This window comes from Frigoribacterium sp. VKM Ac-2530, assembly GCF_015350835.1.
GTDB lineage: Bacteria > Actinomycetota > Actinomycetes > Actinomycetales > Microbacteriaceae > Frigoribacterium.
Map to the genome: position 1 here is coordinate 632,323 of NZ_JADKSE010000002.1, position 18,113 is coordinate 650,435.

Consider the following 18,113-nt stretch of genomic DNA (forward strand, 5'->3'; position numbering starts at 1 on the left):
CCCGTGGCCGGATCGTGACTCCGTGGCCCCCGGAGAGGTGGGGATGAGTCACCTCCTGTGGCATGCTGGGCGGAGTGGTCACCGCTGACCCAGGGTGATCACCAATCCGTTCACGAAGGATCGTCCGGCACGTACCTGCCGGTGAAGGAGAAATGAATCATGGCGTCCGTGACGTTCAGCAAGGCAACCCGTCTCTACCCCGGCTCGACCCGTCCCGCGGTCGACGCGATCGACCTCGAGGTCGCCGACGGCGAGTTCCTCGTCCTCGTGGGCCCCTCGGGCTGCGGCAAGTCCACCACCCTGCGCATGCTCGCCGGCCTCGAAGAGGTCAACAGCGGCGACATCTTCATCGGTGACCGCAACGTCACCGACGTGCCCCCGAAGGACAGGGACATCGCGATGGTGTTCCAGAACTACGCGCTGTACCCGCACATGACCGTCGCCGAGAACATGGGCTTCGCGCTCAAGATCGCCGGCGTCGGCAAGGAGGAGCGCGCCACCCGCGTCCTCGAGGCGGCCAAGCTGCTCGACCTCGAGCCCTACCTCTCGCGCAAGCCCAAGGCCCTCTCCGGTGGTCAGCGTCAGCGCGTCGCCATGGGCCGCGCCATCGTGCGCCAGCCGCAGGTGTTCCTCATGGACGAGCCGCTGTCGAACCTCGACGCCAAGCTGCGCGTGCAGACCCGCACCCAGATCGCCTCGCTCCAGCGCCGTCTCGGCGTCACCACGGTCTACGTCACGCACGACCAGACCGAGGCCCTGACCATGGGCGACCGCATCGCGGTCCTCAAGGACGGCGTCCTCCAGCAGGTCGGCACCCCCCGCGACCTGTACGAGAAGCCGCAGAACGTCTTCGTCGCCGGCTTCATCGGCTCCCCCGCGATGAACCTGCTGCCCGCCGACGTCGTCGCCGGCGGCATCCAGTTCGGCACGGCGGTCACCGCCGTCGACCGCGACACCGTCGGCCAGGCCAACGGGACGAGCGTCACCATCGGCGTCCGCCCCGAGGACGTCGTCGTCAACACCGCCGGCGAGGGCCTCGCGGTCACCGTCGACGTCGTCGAAGAGCTCGGTGCGGACGGCTACCTCTACGGCCACACCGAGGTGAGCGGCCAGCGCGTCGACATCGTCGTGCGCGTCGACGGTCGCAACCACCCCAAGCTGGGCGAGACCATCCACATCACGCCCCAGGCGCACCACGTGCACGTCTTCGACACCGAGTCGGGCGAGCGCCTCGGCGACAAGGCCGTCGTCAGCGCCTAGCGACACCCTGATCGGCCCGTCGAGACCGTCCGGAGCAGCGCTCCGCACGCCTCGGCGGGCCGTTCGGCTGTCCGCGGCCGCAGCTCCTGCGTGACTCGGCCCGCGCCTCCTGCGACACTGGCCCGAGCTGTGCGTCCGCCTCCCCGCAGACCACCGGCTTCCTCGCCCGCACTCCCCCGGTCCCGCCACCCCTCGAAAGCGACCATGAGCGACTCCCTCAACATCACGTCCGCCACGGCCGACCCTGCCCTCCTCGACCTGCCCTGGGCGCTGCCCCTCGACGAGTGGCCCGACGACGCGATCGCGACCCTGCCGAAGGGAATCTCGCGGCACCTGGTCCGCTTCGCGCACCTCAGCGGCTACGTCATCGCGATCAAGGAGACCTCGGGCGAGATGGCCCGCGGCGAGTACGAGATGCTCCGCACCCTGCAGCGGATGGACATCCCCTGCGTCGACCCGCTCGCGGTCATCACGAACCGTCACGACGTCGACGGCAGCCTGCTCAACCCCGTGCTCGTCACCCGGCACCTCAAGTTCTCGCTGCCCTACCGGGCGCTCTACTCGCAGACGCTGCGGCCCGAGACGGCGACGCGCCTCGTCGACGCGCTCGCCCTGCTGCTCGTGCGCCTGCACGTGATCGGCTTCTACTGGGGCGACGTGTCGCTCTCGAACACGCTCTTCCGTCGCGACGCCGGAGCCTTCGCCGCGTACCTCGTCGACGCCGAGACCGGCAAGCTCTACCCGGGCGGCCTGTCGAACGGACAGCGCGAGAACGACCTCGAGGTCGCCCGCGTCAACATCGCCGGCGAGCTGCTCGACCTCGAGGCCGGCGGCCGCCTCGACGACAACCTCGACGCCGTCGACGTGAGCAACGGCATCGTCGCCAAGTACCGCAGCCTGTGGACGGAGCTCACCGGCAGCGAGACCTTCGACAGCTCGGAGCGCTGGCGCATCAACGACCGCGTCGAGCGTCTCAACGACCTCGGCTTCGACATCGAGGAGCTGGCGATCAAGACCACCGAGGGCGGCACGCAGGTGCGCATCCAGCCCAAGGTCGTCGACGCCGGGCACCACTCGCGCCGTCTGCTGCGCCTCACCGGCCTCGACGTCGAGGAGAACCAGGCCCGCCGCCTGCTGAACGACCTCGACGCCTACCGCCTGCGCACCGGCCAGATCGACGCCGACGAGGAGATGGTGGCGCACGAGTGGGCCGCCCGCGTCTTCGAGCCCGTCGTGCGGTCGATCCCGCGCGAGATGCGCGGCCGGCTCGAGCCCGCCGAGGTGTTCCACCAGCTGCTCGAGCACCGCTGGTACCAGTCGCAGCAGGAGGGCCGCGACGTGCCGATCGCCGAGGCGCTGACCTCGTACATCAACGACGTGCTGCGCCACCGCCGCGACGAGCGGACCGTCATCGCCCCCGCCACCGAGTCCATCCGGCTGCCGGACGCCGACCTCGACGGTGACGACGAGCTCGACGGGGACGACGAGCTCGAGGACTGGCGCGCGAAGGTCTGACGCCGCCGGCCACCGGACAGCCGGACACCCCGGAGTGGACGGAACACCCCGCATCGACGGGGTGCTTAGTCCACTGCGGGGTGTTCGCGACCGGGCGAGGCGAAGGAGGCGCTACTTGCGCTCGGCGCGCAGCTTCGAGATCTCGTAGAGCGTCACGCTCGCGGCCATGCCGGCGTTGAGCGACTCGACGGCCGTCGTGATCGGGATCGACACCACCGCGTCGCAGGTCTCGGCGACGATGCGCGAGAGGCCCTTGCCCTCGCTGCCGACGACGACGACGAGCGGGCGGTCGGCGAGCTCGAGGCCGGGCAGCATCACGTCGCCGCCGCCGTCGAGGCCGAGCACAAAGACGCCCTGCTCCTTGAACGACTTGAGGGTCTGGGTGAGGTTCGCCGCCATCGCGACGGGGACGCGGGCGGCGGCGCCGGCCGAGGTCTTCCAGGCGGAGGCGGTGAGGCCGACCGAGCGACGCTGCGGGATGATGACGCCCTGGCCGCCGAACGCGCCCACGGAGCGGATGATCGCGCCGAGGTTGCGGGGGTCGGTGATGCCGTCGAGTGCCACGAAGAGCGGCGTCTGCTGGCGCTTGACCGAGGCCTCGAGCAGGTCGATCGGGTGTGCGTACTGGTACGGCGGCACCTTGAGGGCCACGCCCTGGTGCACGGAGTCGGGGCCGGTCAGGCGGTCGAGCTCGGGGCGCATGACCTCGAGCACGGGCAGCCCGCGACGGGTCGCCAGCGTGAGGATCTCCTTGGTGCGGTCGTCCATCTCGATGCGCGCGGCGATGTAGAGCGTCGAGGCGGGGATGCGCGTGCGCAGCGCCTCGAGCACCGAGTTGCGGCCGGTGACCATCTCGCTGTCGTCCGCCGTCTTCGGGCGACGACGGGGCGCCTCCTGCCCGCCCCGGCCGGCCACGGCCGACCCGGCGCGCGGGCCGTTGCCGGCACGGCCGCGGGCGGCGTCGAGGCGCTCGCGCGCCGCCTTCGCCTTGCCTGCGGGGTGGTACGGGCGGTCCTCCGCCGCGGGCGTGGGCTTCTTGCCCTCGAGCGCCTGGCGCCCCTGGCCGCCGCTGCCGACCTGCTTGCCCTTGCTGCCCTTGCGGACGGCGCTGCTGCTCGGCCGCCCCTTGTTCGCTCCGCTGGTGTTCTTCACTGTTCGAGGCTCCAATGCGACCCGCTGGGGGTGTCTTCGATGGTGATGCCGGCGGACGCCAGCATCTCGCGTACGCGATCGGCCTGCGCGAAGTCGCGCGCGGCCCTGGCTTGCTGACGCTGTGCGAGGAGGGTCTCGACGATGGTACCGAGCGCGCGGTGCGCGTCGCCCTCGTCGGCTCCGCGCCACTCCGGCGCGAGCGGGTCCACCCCGAGCACCGCGACCATGGCCTGGACGTGCTGCCACTCGCGGGCTGCCGCGTCGAGGTCTCCGTCGTCGAGCGCGGAGTTGCCGGTGCGCACGGCGTCGTGCAGCACCGCCAGCGCCTGCGGCACGTTGAGGTCGTCGTCCATCGCCTCGGCGAAGTCGTCGGGGACGACGCGCGCCCCGACGCCGGCGAAGCGGGTGCCCGTGAGGCGACGGCCCGCACGCGAGAGGAACGTCTCGATCCGGTCGAGGGCCGCCTCGGCCTCGAGCAGGGCGCCGTCGTGGTAGTCGATGGTCGACCGGTAGTGCGCCGAGCTGAGGAACCAGCGGACGACGACGGGACGGGCCGCGGCGAGGAACTCGCTCGCGAAGATCGAGTTGCCGAGCGACTTCGACATCTTCTGGCCCTCGACGGCGACGAGGCCGTTGTGGAGCCAGTACGACGCGAAGTCGTCGCCCGCGGCGGTCGACTGCGCCAGCTCGTTCTCGTGGTGCGGGAACCGCAGGTCGAGGCCGCCGCCGTGGATGTCGAAGGCGCTCCCGAGGTACCGGCGCGACATCGCCGAGCACTCGATGTGCCAGCCGGGACGCCCGTCGCCCCACGGGGACGACCACGCGGCGGACGCGGGCTCGTCGGCCTTCGCGCCCTTCCACAGGGCGAAGTCGCGCGGGTCGCGCTTGCCTCGGGGATCGGCGTCGGCGGCCGGCGCCATGTCGTCGAGGCCCTGGTTCGTCAGGGCGCCGTAGGTCGGCCAGCTGGCCGTGTCGAAGTAGACGTCGCCCGAGTCGTCGGGCGCGACGTAGGCGTGGCCCTTCTCGATCAGCGTCGTGACGAGCTGCTGCATCTCGGTGACGCTCGCGGTCGCCCGCGGCTCGTAGGTCGGGGCGAGCACGCCCAGCGCCTGGTACCCGGCCGTGAACTCGAGCTCGTAGCGGTACGCGCGCGCCCACCATTCTTCGTCGGTGCCGCTCGACAGCGCGAGGATCTTGTCGTCCACGTCGGTGACGTTGCGCACCAGCGTCACGTCGAGCCCGCGGTAGGTGAACCACCGGCGCCACAGGTCGTAGACGAGGGCGCTCCGGAGGTGGCCGATGTGCGGCGACGACTGGACCGTCGGCCCGCAGACGTACAGCCCGACCTTGCCGGGGACGAGGGGGACGAAGTCGACGAGCGCCTGCTCGCGCGAGTCGTAGAGGCGGATGGTCACGCGGATCGGTCCGTTTCGGTGGTGTCGGTCTGGTCTGGCTGGTCGGTCAGGTCGGGGTGTTCGGTGTGGTCTGGCTGGTCGGTCAGGCCGGTGGATCCTGCCGCCGAGGGGCCACGAGGAGGCGCGGTCCGCTCCCGCGGCTCGACCACCGACACCAGCGCGGTCGCGATCGCGGTCACGCCCTCGCCGCGGCCGGTGGCGCCGAGCCCGTCGGTGGTGGTCGCGGACACGCTGACGGGCGCGCCGACGACCTCGATGAGGCGCGCCTCCATCTCGAGGCGGCGGGCGCCGACGCGAGGACGGTTGCCGATCACCTGGACCGCGACGTTCACCACGTCGAAGCCCGCGTGCGTGAGGCGCTCGAGCGCCGCGGTGAGGAAGACCTCGCCGCTCGCCCCGGCGAAGCGCGGGTCGGAGGTGCCGAAGACCGAGCCGATGTCGCCGAGGCCCGCGGCGGAGAGCAAGGCGTCGACCACGGCGTGCGCGACGGCGTCGCCGTCGCTGTGGCCGGCGAGGCCCGCCTCGCCGGGGAAGTGCAGGAGGCCGAGGTGCAGCGGCTCGTCCGCGTCGAAGGCGTGCACGTCGACGCCGAGGCCGGTGCGGAGCCGGTCCGCGGCCGCGCGGACGCCGTCGGCGGCAGAGGATCCGCCGGCGCGCTCCGCGACCAGCGTCTCGGCCCGGCGCAGGTCCCAGCTCGTGGTGATCTTGAACGCGGCGGGGTCGCCCGCGACGACGACGACCTCGTGGCCGGCCGCGGCGAAGAGCGCCGCGTCGTCGGTGAACTCGACGACGGGAGCCTCGCCGGCGGCCGCGTAGGCGGCGTCGAGCTCGGCGCGCGGGAACCCCTGCGGCGTCTGGACGGCGACCAGCTCGGAACGGTCGACCGTGCCGACGACCCGGCCCGCGCCTCCTGCGGAGACCTTCTTGATCGTGTCGGTGACCGGCAGCCCGGGCACGACGCCGTGCCCCGTGGCCTCCACGGTCTCGGCGACGAGGTCGAACTGGCCGGTGGGGGTGAAGGGGCGTGCGCAGTCGTGCACGAGCACCGTGCGCACGTCGGGCGCGACGGCGGCGAGGCCGGCCGCGACCGAGCCCTGACGGCTGTCGCCGCCGACGACGACGGTCACGTGGTCGGCGGCGACCCCGGCGACGTCGCGCACGAGGACGGTCGCCTCGTCGACGAGCGCGGCGGGAACGACGACGACGACCTGCGTCGGGACGGAGGAGGCGAAGACGGCCTCGAGCGAGCGCTCGAGGATGGTGCGGCCTGCGACCTCGACGAAGGCCTTGGGGCGGCCCTGGGCGAGTCGGGTGCCGCTGCCCGCCGCTACGACGACGACCGCGCGGACGGTGCCGCCGAGGGGTGAGACCTCGGGGGCGCCGACCGCGCGGTCGTCGGTGGTGCTAGGAGGCAAGAACCTCGTCGAGGACGCTCGACGCCTTCTCTTCGTCCGTCTTCTCGGCGAGCGCGAGCTCGCTGATCAGGATCTGACGAGCCTTGGCGAGCATGCGCTTCTCGCCGGCGGACAGCCCGCGATCCTGGTCGCGGCGCCACAGGTCGCGGACGACCTCGGACACCTTGATGACGTCGCCGGACGCGAGCTTCTCGAGGTTCGCCTTGTAGCGGCGGGACCAGTTGGTGGGCTCTTCGGTGAAGGGGGCGCGGAGCACGTCGAAGACGCGGTCGAGCCCTTCTTTGCCGATCACGTCGCGGACGCCGACCAGGTCGACGTTGTCCGCGGGTACTTCGATGGTCAGATCACCCTGGGTGACGCGAAGCTTGAGGTACAGCTTCTCTTCGCCCTTGATGATCCGCTTCTTGACTTCAGATATGGTCGCGGCCCCGTGATGGGGGTAGACGACGGTCTCTCCGACCTCGAACTGCATGAATCAGGCTCCGTTCTGCGGCACCCAGGATACCATGCGCACCCCTCGGCCAGGCATGCCTGAGAAGCCGGGGTGCACGGCATCGCCTAGGCTAGACGAGAACCCTTGCCGTGAACTGGAACCTGGAGGTCACCCGTGCGAGTCGGACCTGTGCTCGAGACGAACTCGACGGTCGCCCGTGCGCGACGCTTCTCCCGCGGGGCCGCCGTCACCGCGACCGCCCTGGCCGTCGTGACCCTGGTCGCGGGCTGCAACTTCATCAGCCCCCAGCGCACCACCAAGATCTACGACGCGAGCGACGGCACGAGCGTCACCGTCGGCGACGTCAAGGTCCGCAACGCGATCGCCCTGACCGACGACGGCGCCGAGGCCAGCCTCGTGATGACCGTCATCAACGACAGCGACGACGCGGTCGAGGTGTCGTTCCAGTACGAGACCGAGTCCGGCGACGAGACGCAGACCGTCGAGGTCGACGCCCGCTCGCAGGTCGACCGCGGCACGAGCACCGACGTCGACCAGTTCGTCATGACCGACCTCGACGTCACCCCCGGCCAGCTGCTGCCGGTGTTCGTCCAGTACGGCACCGAGACGGGCAAGATGCTCCAGGTGCCCGTCCTGACCGGTGCCCTGCCCGAGTACGCGACGCTGCTCCCCACCCCGACGCCGAGCGGCGAGGCGGTCGAGCCCGGCGAGTCGTCGACCCCGCTGCCCGAGAGCGACGTCCAGGAGGCGGAGCCCAGCCCGTCGGCCACCGCCGACCGCTAGCCCCGGCAGAACCACGAGAGAGGCCCGGCCCCGCAGACGCGGGGCCGGGCCTCTCTCGTGTCGCCCCATGACGTGCGTCGCGGCGACGGGACGCTAGGCCTCGATCCGATACCCGAGCCCGCGCACGGTCACGAGCGCCTTCGGCTCGGACGGCACCGGCTCGATCTTCGAGCGGATGCGCTTGATGTGCACGTCGAGGGTCTTCGTGTCGCCGAAGTAGTCGGAGCCCCACACACGGTCGATCAGCTGGCCGCGGGTCAGCACCCGGCCGGCGTTGCGCATCAGCAGCTCGAGCAGCTCGAACTCCTTGAGCGGCATCGCGACGTCCTCGCCGCGGACGGTGACGACGTGCCGCTCGACGTCCATCCGGATCTCGCCTGCCTCGAGCACGCCGTCGGCGAGGTCGTCGTCGTCGTCGACCCGGCGGCGCAGCACGGCGCGGATGCGGGCGAGCAGCTCCCGCGTCGAGTACGGCTTCGTGACGTAGTCGTCGGCGCCCAGCTCGAGCCCGACGACGATGTCCACCTCGCTGTCCTTCGCCGTCAGCATGACGATGGGCACCTGCGACTTCGAGCGCAGCACCCGGCAGACCTCGGTCCCCGGGATGCCGGGGAGCATGAGGTCGAGCAGCACGAGGTCGGCACCCGTCTTGTCGAAGGCGGCGAGGGCCGAGGGGCCGTCGTCGGCGACGGTGACGCGGTAGCCCTCGCGCTCGAGGATGAACGCCAGGGGCTCGCTGAGCGACTCTTCGTCCTCGACGATCAGGATGTGGGTGGTCATCGGGTATCGGTGTCTCCTCGTGTGGTGACCGGGATGGGGACGCTGCGGGTCTCAGGACGGGTCTCGACCTGGGGCAGACGGACGGTGAAGGTCGACCCGCTGCCGACCTGGGACCAGACGCGCACGTCGCCGCCGTGGTTCTGCACCACGTGCTTGACGATGGCGAGGCCGAGGCCGGTGCCGCCCGTGCGGCGGGACCGTGCGGGGTCGACGCGGTAGAAGCGCTCGAAGACGCGCTCCAGTTCTTCTTCGGGGATGCCGAAGCCCTGGTCGGTGACGGCGACCTCGACCGAGCCGTCGCCGCCCGAGGCGAGGCCGATGCCCACCCGCGAGCCGTCCGGCGAGTACGCGATGGCGTTCGCGACCAGGTTGTCGACGGCCGTGACGAGCATGGCCTCGTCGCCGAGCACCTTCGCGCTCTTGCCCCCGCGCACGATGAGCTCGACGGACCGCGCCTCGGCGACGACGCGGTTGCGGTCGACGGCGGTGTCGACGACCGACCGCAGGTCGATGGTCTGCGACGCCCCGAGGGCGTCGACGGCCTGCAGGCGCGACAGCTCGATGATGTCCTGCGTCAGGCGCCCGAGCCGGTCGGCCTCCTGCGTGAGGCGGCCCGCGAAGTGGCGCACCCGGTCGGGGTCGGCCGAGGCGGCGTCGAGCGCCTCGGCGAGCAGGCCGACGGCACCGATGGGGGTCTTGAGCTCGTGGCTGATGTTGGCCACGAAGTCGCGGCGCATGTCGTCGAGGCGGCGCCCTTCGGTGTGGTCCTCGGCGAGCACGAGCACGTAGCGGCCGCCCAGGGCCGCCGCCCGGACGCCGAGCTGGATGGTGGCCTCGGAACCGGGGAGGCGCGCGAGGGTGAGCTGCGCCTCCTGCGGCTCGCCCTCGTGGCGCACCCGGCCGACCATCGCCTCCATCTCGGGGTGGACGAGGTGGTGCTGCGCCGAGACGAGCCCGAGCTGCGTCGCCGCCGCCGAGGCCTTGAGGACGTTGCCCGAGGGGTCGACCACCATGCCGGCGGACTCGAGGGCGTCGAGCACCGCGTCGATGCCGTCGGGCAGGGTGCTGTCGACCAGGGCCGCGACCCGCGCGGCACGGTGCTGCGCCGCCACGACGACGAGCACGATCGCCGCACCCACGACGGCGCCGAAGAGCAGCGACGCCGGCACCAGCCAGGCGGAGTCCATGCGGTCGACTTTAGTGAACAGCCGGGGGCCGGATCGACCGCCCCCTGCCCATCCGCTGTACTTTGGTGACTGTTCAGTCGCTGGGCACCAGTCGTTAACCTCCACCCGAGAGAGTCGTCTGGAATGTGCGGGCGACGTCGTCTGCGGCACGGGCGCACACCCGCCCCGACACCACGAGAGGTCCCATCACCACATGCGCGAGGTATTCCAGCAGGAGCTGCAAGAGGTGCAGGAGCGCCTCGTCGAGATCGCAGGCCTCGTCGCGATCTCGATCGACAACGCCACCACCGCCTTCAACGAGTCGAACGTCACCCTGGCCGAGAAGGTCATCGCCGACGACGACCAGATCGACCAGCGGGCCATCGCGCTCGACGAGCTCGCGATCGACATCCTCGCCCGCCAGAACCCCGTGGCCCGCGACCTGCGCATCGTCGTGAGCGCGCTGCGCATCAGCTCGTCTCTCGAGCGCATGGGCGACATGTCCGAGCACATCGCCCAGCTGGCCCGCTACCGGTTCCCCGAGAAGGTCGTGCCGAAGTCGCTGCGCCCCACCTTCAAGGAGCTCGGCGAGCTCGACGTCGCGATCGCCCACAAGCTGACCGAGCTGCTCACGACCGAGGACGTCCGCCTCGCGGAGGAGATCCGCAACGACGACGACCGCATCGACGAGCTGCACCTCAGCGTCTTCGACAAGGTGCTCGGCGAGACCTGGAAGGGCGCCGCCGTCGACACCGTCGACTCGACCCTCGCGTCGCGCTACCACGAGCGCTTCGCCGACCACGCCGTGTCCATCGCGAAGAAAGTCCAGTACCTGGCCACCGGCGACTGGGTCGCCCCCGAGGCCTGATCGGCCCGGTGGCCTGATCGGCCCTCAGGCCTGATCGGCCCCGCGGCCGCCGTGCCGTGACGCGCAGGAGGCGCGGTGTCCGCTCGTCGGACGTCGCGCCTCCTTCGTCGCGAGAGGATGGGGGGCATGGCTTCCGTCGCGATCCTCGTCAACGGTCTTCCCGGCTCGGGCAAGACCACCCTCTCGGCCACGCTCGCCGGGGTGCTGGGCTGCCCCCTCCTGGCCAAGGACCCGATCAAGGAGGCGCTGGCCGACCTGGCCGGGCCGATGATCGCCCCCGACGCGCTCGGCTCCATCGCGATGGACACGGTCTGGTCGATGGCGGCCGAGGTCGAGGCCGGCGTGGTCGTCGACTCGTTCTGGCACCGGCCGCGCGACCTCGAGCTCGCGCGGGCCGGGGTGTCGAGGGCGGGCTCGCCTCGCACTCTCGAGGTGTGGTGCGACGTCGACCCCGACGTGGCCCTGCAGCGCGTCGTCGACCGGCTCGCCGCCGGCGGTCGCCACCCCGCGCACGGCACCGTCGAGTCCACCCGCGCGTCGTGGGCCGAGTGGGCCGAGGTCGCCGCGCCGCTGGGCGAGTGGCCCGTGCTGCGCGTCGACACGAGCACCCCGGTCGACGTCGACGCCCTCGTGATGGAGATCAGCGAGCAGTTCGTCTAGGCACGACGAGGCCCGCACCTGCGCGGAGCAGGGCGGGCCTCGTCGTGACGGGACGGAGCGGGCTACTTCTTGCCCTGGGCGGCGACGGCCGCGGCTCCCGCGGCGGCGGCCTCGGGGTCGAGGTAGCGCGCGGGGCCGGTGGGGCGGAAGTCGTCGTCGAGCTCGTAGACGAGCGGGATGCCCGTCGGGATGTTCAGCTCGGAGATCTCGTCGTCGCCGATGCCGTCGAGGTGCTTCACGAGCGCGCGCAGCGAGTTGCCGTGCGCGACCACGAGCGTGACGTCGCCGGCCGCGAGGCTCTGCGTGATGTCGCTCTCCCAGTAGGGGATCATCCGCTCGATGACGAGGGCGAGCGACTCGGTGCGCGGCGCGTCGATGCCGAGCTCGGCGTACCGCTTGTCGTGGGCCTGCGAGAACTCGCTGTCGTCGTCGAGCGGGGGCGGCGGCACGTCGAACGAGCGGCGCCAGGTCTGGAACTGCTCGGGGCCGTACTGCTCGAGGGTCTGGGCCTTGTCCTTGCCCTGGAGGGCGCCGTAGTGGCGCTCGTTGAGACGCCAGGAGCGCTTCACGTCGATCCAGAGGCGGTCGGCCTCCTCGAGGGCGATGTCGGCGGTCTGGATCGCGCGGGTCAGGCGCGACGTGTAGAGGATGTCGGGCAGCAGGTCGTGCTCGCGCAGCAGCTCGCCCGCGCGCTTCGCCTCGGCGCGCCCCTGCTCGGTGAGCCGCACGTCGACCCATCCCGTGAAGAGGTTCTTGGCGTTCCATTCGCTGTTGCCGTGTCGCAGGAGGATGAGCGTCGAAGTCATGCCTCCAGCGTATCGCTGCGCCCCGGTGCGAGACTTGGCGCATGCCCGTCGGATCCGTCACCCGCGGCACCACCGGCACCAACCGCCTCCGTCGGGTCGACCGCTGGATCGCCGCCCACCCGGCGCTGCGCCGCGCCGACGACCCGCTCGTCGTCGACCTGGGGTACGGGGCGAGCGCGACCACTCCCCTGGAGCTGCACCAGCGCCTCCTGCGGGCCCGCCCCGACGTCGAGGTCGTGGGCATCGAGATCGAGCCGGAGCGCGTGCGACGGGCGCAGCTCTCCGCACGGCCGGGTGTCAGCTTCCTGCTCGGCGGCTTCGAGGTGCCGCTCGACGGCGGCCGTCGACCTGCGGTCATCCGGGCGTTCAACGTGCTGCGCCAGTACGACGAGTCGCAGGTCGCCGCGTCGTGGGCGCTGATGACGTCGCGCCTGCAGCCGGGGGGCGTGCTCGTCGAGGGGACCTGCGACGAGATCGGCCGCGTCTCGAGCTGGGTCGACGTCGACGAGGAGGGGCCCCGCACGTTCACCATCTCGCTGCGGCTGGCCTCGCTCGAGCTGCCCTCGATCGTGGCCGAGCGGCTGCCGAAGGCGCTGATCCACCGCAACGTCCCCGGCGAGCGGGTGCACGACCTGCTCGTCGACCTCGACCGCGCGTGGGCCGTCGCGGCGCCGCTGTCGGTCTACGGGCCCGTGCAGCGCTGGGTCGCCACCATCGAGGGGCTGCGGGCCGGCGGCTGGCCCGTACGGCACGGCCGCACGCGCTGGCGGCTCGGCGAGCTCACGCTGCCCTGGGACGCGGTGGCGCCGCGCGCCTGAGCGTCAGACGGGCGCGAGCCGGCGCCGGGCCTCGGCGTGGTCGAGCCCGGTCGCCATCAGCAGGTCGATCACGAGCGGCCGCATCATCAGCACGACCATCGACTCGGTGACGGGCGCCCCGGGTGCGACGACCGCCGGGTCGAGCCGGCCCGCGACCGCGCTGAGGGCGTCGCGCGCGACCGGCACCCGCTCGACGTCGTCGACCGACTCGCCCAGCACGGCCACCGCGCGACCGGTGCTCTCGAGCACGTCGGCGAGGCCGAGGCGGTCCCGCCCGTCGCCGACCGCGGTGTCGATGCGCCGGGCGATGACTCGGAGGTTGCGGACGGCGAGGTCGACGTCCTGGCGCAGCTCCTGCTGCTGCCGCAGGTACGGGAGGCGCGAGCGGAGGAAGGGGGACAGCCGGGAGATCGAGACGGCCGACTCGAGGGTCGAGGCCCAGTCGTCGAGCAGGGGCTGGGTCGAGCGGAGGCGGCGGAGCGCCTCGTCGGCCCGGCGGACGTCGTCGGAGCGGAGCGCCTCGACCAGCGCGGCGAAGGCCGCGGCGAGCTCGGCGAAGAGCATCCGGGCGTCGAGGCGGACGAGGCGGATCGGGTCACGGGGCACGATCGCGGTGACGGCCAGCGCCACGGCTCCCCCGACGGCGCCGTCGATGCTGCGGACGAACGGGCCGCCGTCGGGATCCGGCAGCAGCATGACGAGCATGGCCTGGGTCGCGGCCGCGGCGGCGAAGCCCGCGCTCGGCGACGCGAACCGCGCGACCGCGAGCACCACGAGCAGCACGACGGCCACCTGCCAGAGGCCCTTGCCGAGCGCGAGCAGCATCACCTCGCTCAGGGCGATGCCGATCAGGATCCCGACGGCGTTCTCGAGCACGACCTTCGGCCGGGCGTCCCGGGCGAGGCCCAGCGACGAGATGGTGATGGTGACGGCCAGGAGGGGCACGGCGTGGCCGAGGCCGTAGTGCGCGATCGAGTACGACGCGGTGACGGCGACGACGATCTGCACGATCGCGGGCAGCGCCGTGACCGTGCGCCGCGCCGAGGCCCGGACGTCGAGCCGCGCCACGACGGCTAGCGGCGGACGGCCCCCAGGCGCGGCAGCCGGGGCACCCCGGCTGAGGCGCCCGCGGAGGCCGGCACGATCGTCTGCGGGGAGGCGGCGACGACGATGTCGGCCGAGAGGACCGCGAGCGGGGCGGTCTCGTCGGTGGTGCGCTTGACCAGCGCGAGGGCGATCGGGCCGAGCTCGTGGTGCACGGCGGAGGAGGTGACGTGGCCGACCTCCCGGCCGGTGTCGGCGGCGAGCACGACCGGGTCGCCGTGCACGGGCAGCACCGAGTCGCTGCCGTCGAGGTGCAGCATCACGAGGCGCCGCGGCGGGTGCCCGATGTTGTGCACCTTGGCGACCGTCTCCTGGCCGCGGTAGCAGCCCTTGGCGAGGTGCACGGCGCTGCGCATCCAGTCGAGCTCGTGCGGGATGCTGCGCTCGTCGACCTCGGTCGTGAGGCGCGGGCGCCAGGCCTCGATGCGCAGGGCCTCGAGCGCGAGCGTGCCCGCGGCGGGCACCGAGGAGGCGGCGAGCGCGTCGAGGTCGGACCGTGCGACGAGCGTCTCGCGGGCCGTCCACTCGCGACCGGGGTGGGCCTCGGCGTCGGCGTACGAGTGGCCGCCGACGGCGACCTCGGACCACGGGTCGACCCAGACGACCGGGACGCCGGCGGGGGCGAGCACGGGGACCGGCAGCGCGACGTCGCCGAGCGAGCCGATCGTCGCGACATCCGCGGTGCGGTCGGCCACCTCGACGCGGAGCATGAAGCGCATCCGGTCGAGCCAGGCGCGCAGGGGCTCCGCCTCGGGGAGGTCGACGAGCAGCCAGGTCGTCTCGCCGTCGTCGACGACCCGCGCCGCGTGCTCGAGGCGACCGTTGGCGTCGAGCAGGAGCGTCTCGGTCGAGTCGCCGGGGGCGAGGCCGGTGAGGCTCTGGCTCGTGAGCGAGTGCAGCCAGGTGAGCCGGTCGGGGCCGCTGACGGTGAGGACGCCCCGGCTCGAGAGGTCGACGATCGCGGTGCCGGCGGCCAGGGCGCGCTGCTCGGCGACGGGGGTGCCGTAGTGCGCCGCGACGCCGGTGCCGTCGTCGACGAAGCCGTCGCGGCCGGAGAACGGCGAGACGACTGCGGGGACCTGGTCGGCGTCAGCCAACGCGGGCCAGCCGACCCGACGCGTGCGTGCGCAGTTCCTGGCCGAGGGCCGCGACGTCCCAGGCCCAGAGCAGGTCGTTCTCGACGAGGCCGTACATGCGGGTCGCCGCCGAGTACTCCTTCGCGTTGCTCGACCGGAGCACCGCGTCGGTCGACAGGTCGATGCGGGGCCCCTTGACGCGGCCGAGGTAGAGCTCGTTGACGCCCGTCGGGTGCACGAGCTGGACCTCGAGGCCGAACCCGTCGTCGGGGCGGCGGAGGATCTCGACGGTCTGCGCGGTCGAGTACGGCGCGACGCCCTGGCCGGGCAGCATGCCGGGGCCGCGGTCGCCGACCTCGGCCGGTCGCTCGAGGCGCCAGAAGCCGGTCTCGCTCGCCAGCGGGGTGCGCTCGTCGTCGAGCTCCCACGAGAACGAGCTGTAGTTGAGCCAGGGCGCGCCGTCGTGGCTGAAGCTGACGCGCTGTCCGAACTCGTGGGTGCGGCGCACGGCGGGCGGCTTGCCGTCGACGGGAGCGTCGGGGTCGCCGTCGCCGATCTTGTAGTCGACGACGCCGGTGCCCTCCCAGACGCCGATCAGCCACGACAGCGGGACGAGCTCGGCCGGCAGGTCGGTGGGGATGTCGATCACGGGTCTAGCGCTGTCCCTTGAACAGCTTGACCAGCACGACGACGGAGACGAACGCGATGGCGAGCGACGCGAGGCCGAGGAGCCCGATGTAGAAGATCTCGAGGGCGAGCAAGGAATCCATGCCCCGAGCCTACCCGGGGGGCGACGAGATGGACAGGCGCAGGAGGCGCGGTGCGGGCAGCGTCGAACGACCTGCGGTCAGCGCAGCAGCGCGACGACCCCCGTGGTGAGCGCCAGGAGCACGAGGCTGCCGCACAGCGCGAGCATCGTGCGCGACACCAGCCCGTCCTTCTCGCTCGTCGCGAGCTGCAGGACGAACGTGAGGAGGATCGAGCCGCCCAGGGCGAGCGACAGCCACGTGTAGTGCTCGTCACCGGTCGTGGTGATCGCGATGACGACGCCGGCGACCAGCGCGAAGAGCCAGACGGGGACGATCGTGACCGGCTTGAGGCGCGCGAGTCGGCTCGGGGTGCTGTCGGGTGCTGTGCTCACTGGGGTCGTCCCTCGTTCGTGACCTGCGCCTCCTGCCCTAGCATCGGGGTGGTCGGGCTGGTCGTGGCGGTCGTCGCGCTTGTCCTAGGCTGTTCGACAGTACATTCACTGGAGGTCCGTGTGGCACAGCTGTTGGTCCTGACCTCTGCCGGCTCCTCCGACGTGCTCCCCGCGCTCGCCCTGCTGAGCCACCGTACGCGGCAGATCCCGGCCGAGCCCGCGCAGCTCGTCAACGCCCCGTCGAGCGACCTGATCTTCGTCGACGCCCGCGTCGACCTGGCCAGCGCGAAGTCGCTCTGCAAGATCCTCCGCACGACCGGCGTCACCGTGCCGCTCGTGCTGGTGCTGACCGAGGGCGGGCTCACGGCCGTCAACCACGAGTGGGGCGCCGACGACGTCGTCCTCGAGACCGCGGGCCCGGCCGAGGTCGACGCCCGCATCCGCCTCGTGGTCGGGCGCCTGGCGCAGTCGCAGACGGGCTCGAAGATCCACGCGTCCGGCGTGGTCATCGACGAGGCCAGCTACTCGGCCAAGGTGCACGGCCGGCCGCTCGACCTCACCTTCAAGGAGTTCGAGCTGCTCCGCTTCTTCGCCACGCACCCCTCCCGCGTCTTCACGCGCGAGCAGCTGCTGAGCGAGGTGTGGGGCTACGACTACTTCGGCGGCACGCGCACGGTCGACGTGCATGTGCGTCGCCTCCGCGCCAAGCTCGGCGACCTCGAGTCGCTGATCGGCACGGTGCGCAACGTCGGCTACCGCTTCAACGTGTACGACGACGAGCCGGGCGCGGTCGTCCGATGACCGCCGGGCTCGATCCGGCCGAGCTCGACGCCACGGGCCTCGCGGCGCTGGCGCGGGCGGCCCAGGTCGTCGACGGCAGCCCGCCGGTGAACGACCAGGCGCTCGTCGAGGTCCGCACGGGCGAGGCACGACTGCTCGGCGACGAGCACGCGGCCGCGGTGCTCCGACTCGGCGAGGTCGAGCTCGTGGTGCACCCCGACCACCGGCGACGCGGGCTCGGCGCCGCGCTCGCCCGCCGCGTCGTCGACGAGACGACCGGCCCGCTCGCCTTCTGGGCGCACGGCGACCACCCCGGCGCCCGCGCCCTCGCCGCGCAGCTCGGGCTCGTCGAGACGCGGCGCCTGCTCCAGCAGCGCGCGCCGGTCGAGGGACGCACGCCGCGCCTCCGCGACGGCGACCGCGTCGCCGCCTTCCGGCCCGGCGTCGACGACGCGGCCTGGCTCGCCCTCAACGCCCGCGCGTTCGCCGACCACCCCGAGCAGGGCTCGCTGACCCAGGCCGACCTCGACGCCCGCACGGCGGACGACTGGTTCGACGCGGGCGACCTGCTGCTGCTGTGGCGGGGCGACGAGCTGCTCGCCTCGTGCTGGCTCAAGCTCGAGGCCGGCCAGCCGGGCGAGTTCTACGCCGTCGCCGTCAGCCCCGAGCACCAGGGCGAGCACCTGGGAGGCGCGGTGGTCGACGCCGGCCTCGCCCGCCTCCTCGACAGGGGCGTCGACACCGCCGCCCTCTACGTCGAGGGCGACAACACGGCCGCGCTGCGGCTCTATGCGGCGCGCGGGTTCGTCGACCACGCCGTCGACGTGCAGTACACGCTCTCGCGCTGACCTGCCCCCGTCGTGCCGCCCGACCGGCGGTGCTGCGCCGTCGCGCCGACCCGTCGGCCGTACCCCGATCGA

18 protein-coding genes and 1 pseudogene are annotated in these 18,113 nt (G+C 72.4%); 8 read left to right on the forward strand and 11 right to left on the reverse strand.

The window, feature by feature from the left end; all coding sequences use genetic code 11:
• Positions 1-159: 159 nt before the first annotated feature.
• Positions 160-1,260, forward strand: coding sequence for an ABC transporter ATP-binding protein (locus ITJ48_RS11880; RefSeq protein ID WP_123547868.1), 1,101 nt, complete (start codon positions 160-162; stop codon positions 1,258-1,260).
• Positions 1,261-1,464: 204 nt separating this feature from the next.
• Entirely contained in the window at positions 1,465-2,775 is a 1,311-nt protein-coding gene (locus tag ITJ48_RS11885; protein ID WP_194613830.1) for a DUF4032 domain-containing protein, read from the forward strand.
• A 111-nt stretch (positions 2,776-2,886) separates the two neighbouring features.
• Here ITJ48_RS11885 and rlmB read toward each other — a convergent pair whose 3' ends face one another.
• The 4 genes and pseudogenes from rlmB to ITJ48_RS11905 form a co-directional block, all read right to left on the reverse strand.
• Complete coding sequence (gene rlmB / locus ITJ48_RS11890) at positions 2,887-3,927, reverse strand: 23S rRNA (guanosine(2251)-2'-O)-methyltransferase RlmB (RefSeq protein ID WP_123547866.1); 1,041 nt, start codon at positions 3,925-3,927, stop codon at positions 2,887-2,889.
• Positions 3,924-5,342, reverse strand: a complete 1,419-nt coding sequence (gene cysS, locus ITJ48_RS11895; protein ID WP_194613831.1) for a cysteine--tRNA ligase — start codon at positions 5,340-5,342, stop codon at positions 3,924-3,926. The genes rlmB and cysS overlap by 4 nt, the downstream gene beginning before the upstream one ends.
• Before the next feature lie 152 nt (positions 5,343-5,494).
• A pseudogene (gene ispD / locus ITJ48_RS11900) lies at positions 5,495-6,757 on the reverse strand (2-C-methyl-D-erythritol 4-phosphate cytidylyltransferase); the annotation flags it as partial.
• Positions 6,747-7,229: a CarD family transcriptional regulator gene (locus ITJ48_RS11905; RefSeq protein ID WP_043597211.1), complete on the reverse strand. Its 483-nt coding sequence runs from the start codon at positions 7,227-7,229 to the stop codon at positions 6,747-6,749. The pseudogene ispD and the gene ITJ48_RS11905, both read right to left, overlap by 11 nt.
• Before the next feature lie 135 nt (positions 7,230-7,364).
• Here ITJ48_RS11905 and ITJ48_RS11910 point away from each other — a divergent pair, with 135 nt between their 5' ends.
• Entirely contained in the window at positions 7,365-7,994 is a 630-nt protein-coding gene (locus tag ITJ48_RS11910) for a hypothetical protein (RefSeq protein ID WP_194613833.1), read from the forward strand.
• A 93-nt stretch (positions 7,995-8,087) separates the two neighbouring features.
• Here ITJ48_RS11910 and ITJ48_RS11915 read toward each other — a convergent pair whose 3' ends face one another.
• Both ITJ48_RS11915 and ITJ48_RS11920 read right to left on the reverse strand, forming a co-directional pair.
• Entirely contained in the window at positions 8,088-8,774 is a 687-nt protein-coding gene (locus ITJ48_RS11915; RefSeq protein WP_146903278.1) for a response regulator transcription factor, read from the reverse strand.
• Entirely contained in the window at positions 8,771-9,961 is a 1,191-nt protein-coding gene (locus ITJ48_RS11920; RefSeq protein ID WP_192040880.1) for a cell wall metabolism sensor histidine kinase WalK, read from the reverse strand. Before ITJ48_RS11920 ends, ITJ48_RS11915 begins: the two co-directional genes overlap by 4 nt.
• 193 nt (positions 9,962-10,154) lie before the next feature.
• Here ITJ48_RS11920 and phoU point away from each other — a divergent pair, with 193 nt between their 5' ends.
• Positions 10,155-10,808 carry a phosphate signaling complex protein PhoU gene (gene phoU / locus ITJ48_RS11925; protein ID WP_123547860.1) on the forward strand — a complete coding sequence of 218 codons (654 nt, stop codon included), beginning with the start codon at positions 10,155-10,157 and terminating at the stop codon, positions 10,806-10,808.
• A gap of 126 nt (positions 10,809-10,934) precedes the next feature.
• A complete protein-coding gene (locus ITJ48_RS11930) occupies positions 10,935-11,468 on the forward strand; it encodes an AAA family ATPase (RefSeq protein ID WP_194613834.1) in 534 nt (177 codons plus the stop codon).
• A 62-nt stretch (positions 11,469-11,530) separates the two neighbouring features.
• On the opposite strand, the gene ITJ48_RS11935 is transcribed toward ITJ48_RS11930, so the two are convergent.
• On the reverse strand, positions 11,531-12,274 hold the full coding sequence (locus ITJ48_RS11935; RefSeq protein WP_194613835.1) for a phosphoglyceromutase: 744 nt from the start codon (positions 12,272-12,274) through the stop codon (positions 11,531-11,533).
• 41 nt (positions 12,275-12,315) lie between these two features.
• On the opposite strand from ITJ48_RS11935, the gene ITJ48_RS11940 reads away from it, so the two are divergent.
• Entirely contained in the window at positions 12,316-13,092 is a 777-nt protein-coding gene (locus tag ITJ48_RS11940) for a class I SAM-dependent methyltransferase (protein WP_194613836.1), read from the forward strand.
• A gap of 3 nt (positions 13,093-13,095) precedes the next feature.
• On the opposite strand, the gene ITJ48_RS11945 is transcribed toward ITJ48_RS11940, so the two are convergent.
• From ITJ48_RS11945 to ITJ48_RS11960, 4 genes are all read right to left on the reverse strand, one after another.
• Entirely contained in the window at positions 13,096-14,160 is a 1,065-nt protein-coding gene (locus tag ITJ48_RS11945; protein WP_194613837.1) for an FUSC family protein, read from the reverse strand.
• A 5-nt stretch (positions 14,161-14,165) separates the two neighbouring features.
• Positions 14,166-15,293: a folate-binding protein YgfZ gene (locus ITJ48_RS11950; protein WP_194613838.1), complete on the reverse strand. Its 1,128-nt coding sequence runs from the start codon at positions 15,291-15,293 to the stop codon at positions 14,166-14,168.
• Positions 15,286-15,921 (reverse strand): FABP family protein, encoded by a 636-nt coding sequence (locus tag ITJ48_RS11955; protein WP_123547854.1) that lies wholly within the window; start codon positions 15,919-15,921, stop codon positions 15,286-15,288. The genes ITJ48_RS11950 and ITJ48_RS11955 overlap by 8 nt, the downstream gene beginning before the upstream one ends.
• A 198-nt stretch (positions 15,922-16,119) precedes the next feature.
• Positions 16,120-16,413, reverse strand: coding sequence for a hypothetical protein (locus ITJ48_RS11960; protein ID WP_194613839.1), 294 nt, complete (start codon positions 16,411-16,413; stop codon positions 16,120-16,122).
• A 120-nt stretch (positions 16,414-16,533) separates the two neighbouring features.
• Here ITJ48_RS11960 and ITJ48_RS11965 point away from each other — a divergent pair, with 120 nt between their 5' ends.
• Together ITJ48_RS11965 and mshD are read left to right on the forward strand one after the other, a co-directional pair.
• Entirely contained in the window at positions 16,534-17,214 is a 681-nt protein-coding gene (locus tag ITJ48_RS11965) for a winged helix-turn-helix domain-containing protein (protein ID WP_123547852.1), read from the forward strand.
• A complete protein-coding gene (mshD, locus tag ITJ48_RS11970) occupies positions 17,211-18,041 on the forward strand; it encodes a mycothiol synthase (RefSeq protein ID WP_194613840.1) in 831 nt (276 codons plus the stop codon). Before ITJ48_RS11965 ends, mshD begins: the two co-directional genes overlap by 4 nt.
• Positions 18,042-18,113: the final 72 nt, after the last annotated feature.

What these genes read in the sequence shown, in the direction of transcription:
- ITJ48_RS11915 (WP_146903278.1), bottom strand. Translation starts at nt 8,774, where the DNA reads ATGACCACCCACATCCTGATCGTCGAGGACGAAGAGTCGCTCAGCGAG.
- ITJ48_RS11930 (WP_194613834.1), top strand. Translation starts at nt 10,935, where the DNA reads ATGGCTTCCGTCGCGATCCTCGTCAACGGTCTTCCCGGCTCGGGCAAG.
- ITJ48_RS11940 (WP_194613836.1), top strand. Translation starts at nt 12,316, where the DNA reads ATGCCCGTCGGATCCGTCACCCGCGGCACCACCGGCACCAACCGCCTC.
- ITJ48_RS11935 (WP_194613835.1), bottom strand. Translation starts at nt 12,274, where the DNA reads ATGACTTCGACGCTCATCCTCCTGCGACACGGCAACAGCGAATGGAAC.
- ITJ48_RS11905 (WP_043597211.1), bottom strand. Translation starts at nt 7,229, where the DNA reads ATGCAGTTCGAGGTCGGAGAGACCGTCGTCTACCCCCATCACGGGGCC.
- mshD (WP_194613840.1), top strand. Translation starts at nt 17,211, where the DNA reads ATGACCGCCGGGCTCGATCCGGCCGAGCTCGACGCCACGGGCCTCGCG.
- ITJ48_RS11880 (WP_123547868.1), top strand. Translation starts at nt 160, where the DNA reads ATGGCGTCCGTGACGTTCAGCAAGGCAACCCGTCTCTACCCCGGCTCG.
- phoU (WP_123547860.1), top strand. Translation starts at nt 10,155, where the DNA reads ATGCGCGAGGTATTCCAGCAGGAGCTGCAAGAGGTGCAGGAGCGCCTC.
- ITJ48_RS11885 (WP_194613830.1), top strand. Translation starts at nt 1,465, where the DNA reads ATGAGCGACTCCCTCAACATCACGTCCGCCACGGCCGACCCTGCCCTC.
- ITJ48_RS11920 (WP_192040880.1), bottom strand. Translation starts at nt 9,961, where the DNA reads ATGGACTCCGCCTGGCTGGTGCCGGCGTCGCTGCTCTTCGGCGCCGTC.